General features: G+C 40.2%; 10 protein-coding genes. 7 read left to right on the top strand and 3 right to left on the bottom strand.

The genetic code is table 11. The features are described from left to right. Positions 1-53: 53 nt before the first annotated feature. The gene (locus tag ACE1CI_RS10685; protein ID WP_413263714.1) at positions 54-827 is read right to left on the bottom strand and encodes a hypothetical protein; all 774 of its coding nucleotides are present in this window, start codon (positions 825-827) and stop codon (positions 54-56) included. A gap of 157 nt (positions 828-984) precedes the next feature. Here ACE1CI_RS10685 and ACE1CI_RS10680 point away from each other — a divergent pair, with 157 nt between their 5' ends. The 6 genes from ACE1CI_RS10680 to pirA all read left to right on the top strand — a co-directional run bounded on the left by ACE1CI_RS10680 (position 985) and on the right by pirA (position 8,620). Then, the gene (locus ACE1CI_RS10680) at positions 985-3,126 is read left to right on the top strand and encodes a protein-disulfide reductase DsbD family protein (RefSeq protein WP_413263715.1); all 2,142 of its coding nucleotides are present in this window, start codon (positions 985-987) and stop codon (positions 3,124-3,126) included. A 29-nt stretch (positions 3,127-3,155) separates the two neighbouring features. Beyond that, positions 3,156-3,848 carry a redoxin domain-containing protein gene (locus tag ACE1CI_RS10675; RefSeq protein ID WP_413263716.1) on the top strand — a complete coding sequence of 231 codons (693 nt, stop codon included), beginning with the start codon at positions 3,156-3,158 and terminating at the stop codon, positions 3,846-3,848. A 361-nt stretch (positions 3,849-4,209) separates the two neighbouring features. Further along, positions 4,210-5,586, top strand: coding sequence for a Sll1247 family protein (locus ACE1CI_RS10670; RefSeq protein WP_413263717.1), 1,377 nt, complete (start codon positions 4,210-4,212; stop codon positions 5,584-5,586). Between the two features lie 137 nt (positions 5,587-5,723). After that, positions 5,724-6,821, top strand: a complete 1,098-nt coding sequence (cax, locus tag ACE1CI_RS10665) for a calcium/proton exchanger (protein ID WP_413263718.1) — start codon at positions 5,724-5,726, stop codon at positions 6,819-6,821. 250 nt (positions 6,822-7,071) lie between these two features. Next, positions 7,072-7,995, top strand: coding sequence for a hypothetical protein (locus ACE1CI_RS10660; protein WP_413263719.1), 924 nt, complete (start codon positions 7,072-7,074; stop codon positions 7,993-7,995). Between the two features lie 217 nt (positions 7,996-8,212). Continuing rightward, positions 8,213-8,620, top strand: a complete 408-nt coding sequence (gene pirA / locus ACE1CI_RS10655; RefSeq protein WP_413263720.1) for an arginine synthesis PII-interacting regulator PirA — start codon at positions 8,213-8,215, stop codon at positions 8,618-8,620. Between the two features lie 52 nt (positions 8,621-8,672). On the opposite strand, the gene ACE1CI_RS10650 is transcribed toward pirA, so the two are convergent. Further along, positions 8,673-9,911, bottom strand: coding sequence for a glycosyltransferase (locus tag ACE1CI_RS10650; RefSeq protein WP_413263721.1), 1,239 nt, complete (start codon positions 9,909-9,911; stop codon positions 8,673-8,675). Positions 9,912-9,913: 2 nt separating this feature from the next. Then, a complete protein-coding gene (locus ACE1CI_RS10645; protein ID WP_413263722.1) occupies positions 9,914-11,068 on the bottom strand; it encodes a glycosyltransferase in 1,155 nt (384 codons plus the stop codon). Between the two features lie 338 nt (positions 11,069-11,406). Between ACE1CI_RS10645 and ACE1CI_RS10640 the strand changes: the two genes are divergently transcribed. Continuing rightward, on the top strand, positions 11,407-12,348 hold the full coding sequence (locus tag ACE1CI_RS10640) for a phytanoyl-CoA dioxygenase family protein (protein ID WP_413263723.1): 942 nt from the start codon (positions 11,407-11,409) through the stop codon (positions 12,346-12,348). The last annotated feature ends 34 nt before the right edge of the window (positions 12,349-12,382 follow it).

Below are 12,382 nucleotides of genomic sequence, written 5' to 3'. Positions count from 1 at the left end.
AATCAAATACAATACATTATATAGTTAATAATTTCAATAATTTTTATATAAACCTAACTTTTACAACCTGGAGACTGCAAAACCTTCAACACTTCCCTAACACGCCTTCCTTGATCCAAGGCTATACAATTCCAGCGCCATTCTTCACTCAAAGGAACCAATCCTGCCAACTGTTTTTTATAATATTCCTCCCGTCTACAAATGCCAAACAAACCGCTAGCATCTAATTCACCTTGAGAATTGCGAAAACTTTCTACCCTAGCCCAAATATATGCTTTTTCACCAATTAAACCTTTTTCTAAAACAGCAATTTTAAACTTTTGGGCAAAATTTGGGCCCGCCGAGTTAGACTGATTCCATAAATCTGCACCCATGACGATCGCCTTTCGATTAACCCTCGGATTTAACCCCAAATCAAAAAGATTATTCTCAGTAAAAACAGATTGTATTAACAACGCATTTAAACAGAAAAAATCCGCTTCCTCAACCGAGATTTGAGTAGACTTATTCCAACTACAAAAACCCCGATTTACAGCAAAATTACCCGGATCGATATGCCCTTGATAAATCGTAGTCGCCCGACACTGAGGAGTCAAATTTCCCTCTGCCACACCCACCGCCACGTTACCCGGAGAAAACTTATTTTTAAACAAATAACGAACACTAATTGGAATCTCACCAGTTGGTTGCAAACTCTCAGCAGGCAATCCCAAAAATTCTCTGAAAAGAGGTTGTATAATCTCAGGAATAATCACAAAAAATAGGGTACTAACAAAGAAAAAACTCAAACCAAAAAACCAACCACTCACTTTCCTAATTTCCTTCATTCTCAAACCTCCTCCAATTCCTCTGTGTCCTCTGCGTCTGGAGCGTTTACAAAAATCCAAGATTGGGCAGTTTTACCACAATGTTAAAATTGATTTTTATCCTTACATTCCAGCAAACTTGTGTAAATTAGAACAACCAACAACTCCTCATTACCTCATGAAACCCATCATACACAGAATCCAAAAATGGCTGATTATTTGCACAGCAACTCTGTTCTTAGCCTGGAATTTACTAGGAATACCCAACGCTTTAGCCGCAACTAACCCAGTCAAAACTAACAACGTTCAAGTACAATTAATTAGCGAAAATAAAGCAATTCAACCGGGAAAACCTTTCTGGGTAGCACTACAAATGAAAATTCGCCCAGGTTGGCATACCTATTGGCAAAATCCCGGCGACTCAGGTTCAATTCCTAAAATTAATTGGCAGTTGCCAAGCGGATTTAAAGCTGGAAAAATAGTATGGCCTCACCCAGAAAGATTACCATTTGGCCCATTAGTAAATTTTGGCTACGAAAACGAAGTTTATCTATTAACTCAAATCACCCCCCCAGCTAATTTACCCACAAATAAACCCATTTTATTACGTGGTAAAGCTGATTGGTTAGTTTGCGAAAAAGACTGTATTCCAGAAAGTGCTAACATCAGTTTAACTTTACCCATTACCACTACAACTCCTGCTAAAGATGAAAGATGGGTAACAGCATTTGCCAAAACTCGCCAAGCAATTCCTAAACCTGCACCTTGGCAAACTACCGCCACAGCAAATGATACCAATTTAACGATCGCAGTTAACGCCCCAGAATTACAATCTGGGCAAATTCAAGCAGTAACTTTCTTTCCTTTCAAAGACGGAGTAATTAACAACCCCGCACCCCAAAAACTCAATTTTACCAAAGATGGGTTAACTCTGAATTTAGAAAGAGGTTATCAACCCAAACTCGCTAGTGTTGATGGGGTTTTGGTAATTCAAGAAAAGCTGGATAATCAATCGGTAACTCAAGCTTTTAATATTCAAGCAAAAATCGGCGCAACAGCATCAACACCACTAAAAGCAGCAGCTACAACCAACAGTATTTCTGTTTGGCAAGCCATGTTTTTCGCTTTAATAGGTGGGATAATTCTTAACTTAATGCCTTGTGTATTTCCTGTTTTATCTTTGAAGGCTTTAAGTATTGCCCAAACTGCTCAAAAAAGTGCTAAAGAAGCGCGGATTAGTGGCATTGCTTTTACTGCGGGAGTGTTAGTTAGTTTTGCGGTTTTAGCGATCGCACTTCTCACCCTAAGATCCCTTGGACAACAAATTGGTTGGGGTTTTCAACTGCAATCTCCAATCATCGTCATGCTGTTAGCTTACATATTATTTGCTGTTGGTTTAAATCTTTCGGGAGTTTTCGTTTTTGGCGCTTCTTTAATGGGAATTGGACAAAATTTAGCGGCAAAAAATGGCTACACAGGCGAATTTTTTACCGGAGTTTTTGCCACAGTAATGGCAACTCCTTGTAGTGCGCCATTTATGGCAACTGCGATCGGAGTTGCACTAACTCAATCTCCACCTATTGCTATAGCCATTTTATTAGTTTTAGGATTTGGTTTAGCACTACCTTATTTAATCATTTGTTTTGTGCCAGCTTTGCGCCGCAAATTACCAAAACCAGGCGCTTGGATGGAAACATTTTCCCAGTTTCTCGCCTTCCCCATGTATGGCGCTGCTGCTTGGTTAGTTTGGGTATTAACGCAACAAACTGGAAGTGATGGTTTAGCAGCGGTTTTAACTGGTTTTGTATTAATTGGTTTCGCCGCTTGGTTGTATCAAAAAACCCAAACATCGGGGAAAATTTGGCGAAAAGTTGGAATTTTTGGGGCGTTAGTTGCGATCGCACTCGCCCTCACTTTAGCACCACTCGCCGGAAATTCCACCCTCAAAACCGCCCAACAAACTAGCCAAAATTCAATTTGGCAACCTTACACCGTCGAAAAATTGACGGAAATTCGCCAATCTGGTAAACCTGTATTTGTCAACTTTTCTGCCTCTTGGTGCATCACCTGCTTAGTCAACGAACGAGTTGCCCTCAGTCAACCAGAAGTACAACAAGCTTTTCAACAAAAAGGTGTCACATTGATGAAAGCAGATTGGACAAATCGTAACCCTACAATTACAAAAGCATTAAGTAGTTTTGGGCGCAGTGGAGTTCCCCTTTATGTGTTGTATCCTTCTGGTACAAAATCTCAGGAACCAATTGTGTTACCACAAATCTTAACTCCTGATATCATCCGTAATACCCTAAATCAAATTTAACATTACTTTCCCAAGGAGAATCAACCACAATGAAAGCAACTAAAAGTTTATTAGGTATCACCACCGGAGTTTTTCTGCTTTTAACTGCTTCTAATGGCGCTATTTCCAATGCGGGAAACTTGACAAATACCGCCAACAAAAATGGTATTCAATCATCATCTGAAATCAGAGTAGCAGCTGCCCGTGTGGATAATCCTGCACCTAATTTCGTCGCCGCAGATACTAACGGCAAAACTCACCGTTTAACCGATTTTAAAGGCAAAGTTGTAGTTTTGGAATGGACAAATCACGACTGTCCTTTTGTCCGCAAACACTACGGTTCTGGTAATATGCAAAAACTGCAAAAAGAACTCACTGGCAAAGGTGCAGTTTGGATTTCTATTATTTCATCTGCGCGCGGAATGCAAGGATATGTTAGTGCTAGTCAAGCGAATGAATTAACTAAAAGCCGCAATGCTGCACCCACCGCAGTGATCCTCGATCCAGAAGGTAAAATTGGCAAACAATATGGTGCGCGTACTACACCCCACATCTTTGTAATTGGTAAAGATGGCAACATTGGATACATGGGTGCGATCGACAGCATTCCTTCCCCCGATCCCGCAGATATTCCCAAAGCAGATAATTACGTTCGTGATGCTGTAAATTCTTTAATTAGCGGTAAACCAGTAACTAATTCTGTCACTCAGCCTTATGGTTGCAGCGTGAAATATGGTAGTTAGCGATCGCATTTAACTATAACGAGATTGCCTAAGTAAGAATTAAAACATCTTCCTTAGACAATCTCATTTTTTTACTCTGAATAACAACAATATTTACTTATTTATTCGGGAATGCAAAGTATATTTTTTGACTTATTGCCCCCCTTTGTCAATCTCCCCTTGACGACCGATCAGATAAAGCTAAGATTGTGGGGAATAATATGGCAAATCCGCAGTCATACAAATCACAGTAATCACTACTCCAGATAGTTTGCAATTGTTGGAGCATGGTAGATATATTGGATATGGCTGAGATTGAAATGCTAACTTTATTGACTGAATATTCGTGAATTACCAGATATTTAGAAGGTGCATTAGTAATATGACGACAATTAAGCATCAAAACACTCAATTTAGGGGCAATTCTGTAAAAGATGAGTTGGTAACGTTAATTTCATCTCCAGAGTTAAATAGGCAAGCACGCCGCAGTCTTCAAGAAGATCAGCAAACTATCTATAATTTTCTTTTCAAATTAGTGAGGAGAAGTTCTCCAGAAGTGGTTTTACAAGAGTTTAGAAAAATGTTTATTGAGCCTGTGTATGATGTAAATTCAGAACCTTTACAAGCTCTTTATAGAATAGTTCTAGCTAATAATGAAACCGAGTTTATCAATACCTTGAAACGTTGCTGTTATATTTTAATCAATAACTGGGATTCCACTAGACAGCATCAAGCAATTCGTCATTTAGTAGACATATTTCCTAAAAGAATCAGTCATCATGCTGTACCTTTAAAACTTTACCGAATTAGTAACTGGATGAATAACTTTGTAAATAGCAAAGATTTTGAAGATTTAAAGGTTTTTGCATTTCGGTATGATTCAGATAAGGCGCAACATTGGAGCGATCGCTATACCTCCTATCTCCTAGTTCCCCAATATATAGAATCCAATAACCCAGTAGAACAACGACAAGCTGCCAAAACATTAGCTAAACAATTGCGAGAAAAATTTAAACTTGATTTAGCTATGTACACGGCTCGTTCTATTTCCCCTGTAGCTAAAGAAAATCCTTCTACAAATCCCACTAGTTTAGGAGAAAAACTAGTAGATGTAATTAAAAATTTAGTCGCTAGACAAGGTGAATTAAAATACAATGAATTAGCTAGAATGTTCCTCAGACAAACTCATAATCTCAACTACAAACAATTTAAATTAAGCTTACATAAATATTTAACCTTTTGCTTTGCCGAAACCCCAGTTAATACCATTATTAGCAATAAGTTAACTGAAAAGCTAAAATCCCTTCACCCGGAATATGAAGCAGAAAAAATTAATCGCCTATTCTTAATCAAAACTTGTCAATCTTTAATTGACGATTTAACAATTACATATCAAGAATATCCCTCAGAATTATTTGTTTTATTATTATCTCAAAAGAAAACAATTACCTTAATAATTCTCTTGTTAAAAATCGTCTTAATTTGTCCCCATTCTCGAACTCATTTAGACACTTGCATTGCTGATTTGATTCGACATTATAAAAAATTGCCAGAACAGGAATGCCAGTGGGTAATTAACTTCGTGGAAATTTTCAACATTGCCTTTACAATTTACACAGAAGATGTAGAATACAATTTAGTCAAGTTAGATGAACAGGGAAATAGTGAATCAATAATTACAGGGGAAAATTATCGACTTTTTTCTCAAGTGCGATTAAATACTAAAGTTGAGCAAATAAATTTTAGTCAAGACAGTTGATAATCTAGTTTGATAAAAAAATCTCCTGATTACTTTAAGAATTTTACAAATATAAATAATTACATCTAGCTGACTTAATTAATATGGGGTGATATGCTGACAGAAGTAAATTTATATTAGCGATCGCCAAATTTACCATGTCACTCAGAAAAATACTTTCCTACGCTTTGTTAATTTTCATCCCCATCTCCCTAGCAGCTAAATATTTAGAATGGAATTCTTTAGTAATTTTCATCACTTCCGCTTTAGGCATCGTACCCTTGGCAATTTGGTTAAGCACGGCAACAGAAGAAGTAGCTGTAATTTCTGGCCCTTCTATTGGTGCTTTATTAAATGCCGTATTTGGCAATGCCACAGAATTAATTATTGCCATAGTTGCCTTAAAATCCGGTTTAGTTGATATTGTTAAAGCCAGCATTACCGGAACAATTGTCAGCAACTTACTCCTAGTAATGGGACTTTCCATGTTATTAGGAGGATTTCGTTACAAAGAACAAGAATTTCAACCAGTAATCGCCAGAGTAAATGGTTCGACAATGACTTTAGCGGTAATTGCAATTCTTCTACCTACAATGGTAATTTACACATCCAACGGCGTGAAAGAATCTGCAATTCTCAATCTTTCCATTACAGCCGCCGCAGTATTAATATTAGTTTATGCTTTAACTTTAGTGTTTTCCCTCAAAACTCACAGCTACCTTTATGATGTCGGGTTAGTAGAATTAGACTCCGAAACTAGTAAAACTTCGGAAGCTGAAGAAACTACCCACAAACCAAACTTGTGGTTATGGTTAGGGGTGTTAGCAATAGCAACAATTGGGGTAGCTTTTGAATCGGAAATTTTTGTCGGCGCAGTGGAAGAGGCAACCGCAGGTTTAGGTTTAACTCCTTTGTTTACAGGTGTAATTCTCCTGCCTTTAGTTGGTGGTGCTGCCGAATATGTTACCGCAGTTGGTGTGGCGATCAAAAATAATATGGATCTCTCAGTTTCAGTGGCAATGGGTTCTAGTTTATTAGTCGCATTGTTAGTAGCGCCAATTTTAGTTTTAGTAGGTTTGGTAATTCATCAACCAATGGATCTCAACTTTAATCCTTTTGAAGTTGTAGCGGTTGCAGTGGCAGTGACAGTTGCCAATTTAATCAGTTTAGATGGACGTTCTAATTGGTTGGAAGGTGCGTTACTTTTGGCAACTTACACAGTTTTGGGCGCAGCTTTTTATTTCCATCCAGCTTAGTTAAGAGGTGGGGAGAGGAGGTGAGCCCAGTTGAATAAGTAAGTAGGTAGATCTAAATAAAGTAAAACTCTCGTCGGGCTCTCCTGCCCACCCCACAAGAAAGCTGAAAATCTTGTGGGGTAGGCATCCTGCCTGCCCCATTGATAGATAACTATTTTCACTTTATTTATTTGCACCTACTTAGTTAGTTAAATTATGTTCCCCCCATCCCCCCATCTCCCCCACTAATGTGTAGCAGAGTCGGTGGAAAATGGTGTTAGAAGTAAAATTTCTAACACAAATGCAGCAACTTACAGGAAATATCAAGGTAAAGCGAATTCATTTTATTAGCTTGCGGTTCAAGCTATTACTGGGTTTTACTATTGTGTACAGTATTATTTCTGTTGCCACCTACGGTTGGTTTTATCGCTACTCAACTGATAAAGCAATGCAGCGAATTGAGCAAGACTTAGTTGATACGCTCAAGGGAGCAGTTAAAGGTATTGATGCAGAAGAATTTGAAACTCTGGCACAGGTGAAAGTCCCTGAAAGACAAATTCTGCCACTCGCTAATCTTCTTTATCAGAAACATCAACAGTGGCTTAATCTAGTTCATCAGATTGAACCGCGTGCCAACCCCTATACTTTCATTGTTGGAAGTAAGCCTTACGAAATACTGTTTATTGGGGATTATTTACGAATTTCTCATCCTGAATCACCAACGAGTTTCCGGGAATCTTACATTGCCGATCCTGCTAAAACTCGTCTCTATCAAGGTTTATCCCACTTAGCGATTACCCTTACTCCTTACCAGGACAAATGGGGATATTGGGTTTCTGCTTATGGGCCTGTTAAAACTGAACAAGGCAAAGTGATTGGGGGTATTGGAATTGATTTTCGGGCAGATCATGTCATAGAGGTACAACAGGGAATTCAACAAAGTTTGGCGATCGCCTTTTCAATTACATACATTTCTCTATTTATCTTGGTCTATCTCATCTCAGGTATTGTTACCAATCCGATTACAAAACTGGCAATGGCAACTGAACAAATCGGTGCCGGAAAATATCATCAAACACTTTCTCACTTGCAAGGGCGAAAAATTCGGGATGAAATTAGTACTCTAGCAGCAATGTTTGAACAGATGGTAGACAAAGTTCGTCATCCAAATCCCCATTCAACAAGACTTATCTAAATATAGATAAACTATGTCAGGGAAATCTAACTTTGGGCTGAAAAACCAAAAAATAGTAACTTATGATACAGAAATTTACAAAAAAACTTCTTTTTTGTGGTGAAGATCACAACAAAAACGCTGAAGAAAGCGTTATGGTATATAAGCAAGCGATCCCGAAGGATCGCGATTTTATAAAACCCCGATTGACATAACTATTTAAATGGAGGCCCAATTTATGGAATTCAGTTATCGCGGTGTTAAATATGAAAAAGACTTACCAAGCCTCGAAATGACTGAAGGTGAAATTGGTGGTATGTACCGGGGTCAAGCTTGGAATTATCGCTATCCCAGACATATTCCGGTGCCGCAAGCCACACCGCACTTAAAATATAGAGGCGTTAGCTACTGTGCAAATCCTCGCGCTACAGCAGAAGCTTGCTATGCAGCACCAGCAGCAGATAGAGTTCTGCCTAAAGTTAGATCGAATTCTACTCAACCGCCAGCAGATCAACTCGAAGAGACTCACAACCGCAATATTTGCCGTCGTTTGGAACATAGATTACAAGTAGCAAGAAGAAGTGGCGATCGCCACCTAGTCAAAATGCTAGAAGCAGAACAAGAATTAATCGGGCCTTATTGCTAGTTTTTGATAGCAAGGGTGGCGGAAAACCACCCTATTTTTTTGGGTATTAACTTTAAGTTGCTGGTGTTTTGTTTTCCACCAAATCCTTGTAGAGGCGACTTATCAGGACTCCCCTTGTCTCCCAATTATAGACATCCTTAATTCGGTGCTGCCCTGCCAACCCCATCCGAACTTGTAAATCGGGATCTTTTGCCAAAGTAATCATCGCCGCTGCCAATCCTTGAACCGCTTCCTCTGGATCGGGGGCTGCAACTTTGAACCCTGTCTCTGAGGTAACTTGCAGGGAAGGCCCACCCAAATCTAGACAAATCACAGGTCGTCCCGCCGCCATTGCTTCTAAACACACCCACCCACCAGAATCGTGTAAACTGGGATGCACTAACGCTGTAGAACTTCCTAGCTTCTCCAAAGCTTGATCTCTTGGTAGCCGATTCCAAAATTTCACCTGTTGCTCGATGCCCAACTCCTTAACCAGGTTTTCCAATCGTTGACGTTCTGGGCCATCTCCCAATACCCAATACTCAGCATCAGGAAGTTTAGCGGCGGCAAATGCCCTTAACCCTAAGTGAAAACCCTTCCAGTGCAAGAGTCTTCCCATACTAATGAAGCGGGTTGCTGAGGGGTTCGTCGTGCCACATTTAATCAGTCGATCGATTTCCTCCTGAGTCAAACTAGCTTCGGGAAAAACTTCTACGTTAGTTGCGCCCATTGCGCGAACTCGAACAGCTGTGTCTTCTGTCGTGACTCGGACAACCCGACTCCGTTGGGCTGTTAGTCTAGCAAAAGGATCTCGCTCACCCACCCAACGAGCAAAGCTTCGCAACACCTCATAAACCTTGTTTTTGAAGCTGAAGTCACGCCAGAAGGGAGCGGGGGCTGATTCTCCTCCGCCCACAGGTCCCCAAATGAAAGGGATCGGTAAGAATACCAAAAAACTAGGGGTGGAGTGCCGGACAAAGGTGACATGGTGGGCAACATCAAAGCCAATTTTTTGATGTAGATCGCGAGCCACAAAGTATGCTTGAACTTGCCAGAGATAATAGTGGATTAAGAAAGCGATCGATCCGAATCGCCACATTCCACCTAGAATTGGCAGGGTAAAATATACGAAGTGCAAATTAGGATTTGGAGTACGTGCTAGGGTTGCTTCGATCGCTTCTCGACCATCATCAGGACGAGTCAACACCCAAACTTCATGGGATTTGGCGATTTCCCAGGCAGTGTTCCAACCAACTCCCAGTTCTGTCCCTCGCCCAGGTTCGCAAGCGTAAGCTGATAACAAAACTTTCATCGTTAACCTATCTCCTGATTTTTGGAAGAGGATGCTAAAACAGATTGGCAAAAGTCGAGATATTGCTGACTGGCGTTTAGGTAATGGAAATCTTGCGATCGCGCTTTTGCCATTTCCCGGTAATGTTGCTTTAACTCTGGTTGAGTCAGCAGTTGTAAAATTCCCTGAGCCAAAGCCTCTGGATCGCCCGCTTTCACTAACACACCAGATTTGCCATACTCTACAATATCCTTCATGCCGCCTGGGGCATCTGTCACCACTACTGCCGCCCCACAAGCCATTGCTTCCTGAAGAGCGACGGGGCAACCCTCCCAAGCTGATGCTAAAACAAACACATCACAAGCAGCCATGTAGCGGTAAGGATTGGTATCGTAACCAGGGAGCCAAACTGAATCTGTAATTCCCAGTTCTTGACATAAAGATTCTAATTCCCCGCGCAAAGGCCCTTCCCCCAAAACTAGCAGTCTCGCTGGCATCACTTTTACTACCTGAGCAAATGCCCGCAGTAAACCATCTATTTGTTTTTGCTTGGCAAGACGGGCGGCTGTGACAATTACAGGGATATCATTATTTTGGAACCAAGGATGCTCGATCGCAGCTTGAGAACGCTGCTGTACGCGATCGAAATTAATCGGGTTGAGAACCACCCGCATCGGAATATTCGCCCCTATTTTCAGTGTTTCCACTAAGTCGGTAATTGTATCCTTGGAAACACCGATTAACCCATCTCCGTGCGGGTAAGCATAGCGCATCACCACTGGCAAAAACCGCAAATGTGGCTTATCTCGATGTTCAATCCCAGCTTCCAAACTAATAATGTTATGTTCTCCCAATATCACTTTTGTCTTCGCGCCAGATAAGAATCTCGCCAAAACCGCCACCACATTAAAATACCAGGGCATCGGTAGCAAGACATCTGGTTGATGCTCCCGCAGGTAACGCACCGTTGCTGGCAGAGAGGACGCTGTTCGCTTGACATTTAGCGGGACAATGGGAATCTCAGGATAACGAGCTAACTCCGCATCACTGGCATACAAAATCACCAATTCGGAGTCTACCCCAAGTTCTAAAAAGCCTCGTACCAAATCTGTGCAGAGGTTTGTAAACGTCCCACCGCTGATATCATGGGTCAGTATGGAAACTTTGGGTGTGTTCATTAAGACAAAGTTTGAAAATTTAGGTTTACAATACAAAACTCTTGTGTTAGGCACCAATAACAACTTCTGTCACCAGAGCTAGAAACATAGCAGTTGCAACAGGGTTCTACTCTATAATGTTATGTTTACAATAAAAAAAACAAAAAGTCAGTAACCTTACACCCTGTACATTGATACATTTTAAAGAAATTGATAATCACATCTGGTTTTGTGAAGATCAGGTAAATTATCTATTAATAACTACAGAATCTCTGTAATTTCCTGTTATGATATTGTGGGGTATGACATTTACCACAATACTAAATATTTTCCAAGTAAATAACTAGTGGAGTTTAGTGATGGAACTTAAAAAGTTTTCGGCAGGTGAAAAAGCTGCGATTAAGGAATATTTCAATGAATACGGTTATGTAGTAGTTGAAAATTTGCTAACTCAATCAAAAATTGAAAAATTTATTGAGGTATACGAGAAGATTAAACATTCCAAATTGTTTGTATTTTTTAGTCAAGATACACATCTTCCCATCCAACCAAAACTAACGCCAGAAGGCTTTATCGAAAATTCGATGTTAAATCCTGCCAATTTAAAACTTTGGCATAATTTTTCCCGAAGTACAGAGGAATGTCTGGTAGATGAAAATGTGACAAATGTACTGAGTATACTATCAGGCAGGTCTAGCCATGTAATGATGCAAAATATGTTTTTCGACAAATCAACCGGAACAATTGAGCATCAAGACCACTACTATTTAGACTCCGATCCAGCAGGCAATATGGTTGCCACATGGTATGCCTTAGAAGATATCCATAAAGATGCGGGGTGCTTTTTTGTCCTTCCTGGTAGTCACAAAGCCAAAGTGATTGAACGGAATAGTGGCTCAAATTTTTCTGACCACGACAGCTTTGTGAAACAGATAAGAGACTTGATTAATGAGGGTGGATACGAATATAAAAGTTTTCCGCTTAACAAAGGTGATGTGCTTTTCTGGCACCCATACACCATTCATGGAGCTTACAATAATCGCGACCCACGTTTCAGCCGGAAATCATTAACCGCACACTATTATCCAAGTGATATGAAACCGCTATATTCAAAAACCGAAGTCCAAACAGTCCGAAAAACAGTTAACCCAAATGTTGTCATGTTTGGCAGCGAATTACAAGCTTACCAATCTAATGTGATGCACTACGTCAGAGCTATTGCAAATTATATAAGAGGCAAAGGCCCTGATTATGATATGAGAAGGGATAGCTACAGTGCAAGTACAGGAAGTGATGCTTAAAGCCTGGGAAAACTTTGCTCTTTTGCCAGGTTAA

The organism is Floridaenema flaviceps BLCC-F50 (assembly GCF_041929275.2).
Lineage (GTDB): Bacteria > Cyanobacteriota > Cyanobacteriia > Cyanobacteriales > Aerosakkonemataceae > Floridanema > Floridanema flaviceps.
This window is presented reverse-complemented; position numbering and strand designations above follow the sequence as displayed.

Bases quoted from the DNA above. Each gene is read 5' to 3' on its own strand.
- ACE1CI_RS10650 (WP_413263721.1), bottom strand. From the start codon at position 9,911: ATGAAAGTTTTGTTATCAGCTTACGCTTGCGAACCTGGGCGAGGGACA.
- ACE1CI_RS10645 (WP_413263722.1), bottom strand. From the start codon at position 11,068: ATGAACACACCCAAAGTTTCCATACTGACCCATGATATCAGCGGTGGG.
- ACE1CI_RS10675 (WP_413263716.1), top strand. From the start codon at position 3,156: ATGAAAGCAACTAAAAGTTTATTAGGTATCACCACCGGAGTTTTTCTG.
- pirA (WP_413263720.1), top strand. From the start codon at position 8,213: ATGGAATTCAGTTATCGCGGTGTTAAATATGAAAAAGACTTACCAAGC.
- ACE1CI_RS10680 (WP_413263715.1), top strand. From the start codon at position 985: ATGAAACCCATCATACACAGAATCCAAAAATGGCTGATTATTTGCACA.
- ACE1CI_RS10670 (WP_413263717.1), top strand. From the start codon at position 4,210: ATGACGACAATTAAGCATCAAAACACTCAATTTAGGGGCAATTCTGTA.
- ACE1CI_RS10685 (WP_413263714.1), bottom strand. From the start codon at position 827: ATGAAGGAAATTAGGAAAGTGAGTGGTTGGTTTTTTGGTTTGAGTTTT.
- cax (WP_413263718.1), top strand. From the start codon at position 5,724: ATGTCACTCAGAAAAATACTTTCCTACGCTTTGTTAATTTTCATCCCC.
- ACE1CI_RS10640 (WP_413263723.1), top strand. From the start codon at position 11,407: ATGGAACTTAAAAAGTTTTCGGCAGGTGAAAAAGCTGCGATTAAGGAA.
- ACE1CI_RS10660 (WP_413263719.1), top strand. From the start codon at position 7,072: ATGGTGTTAGAAGTAAAATTTCTAACACAAATGCAGCAACTTACAGGA.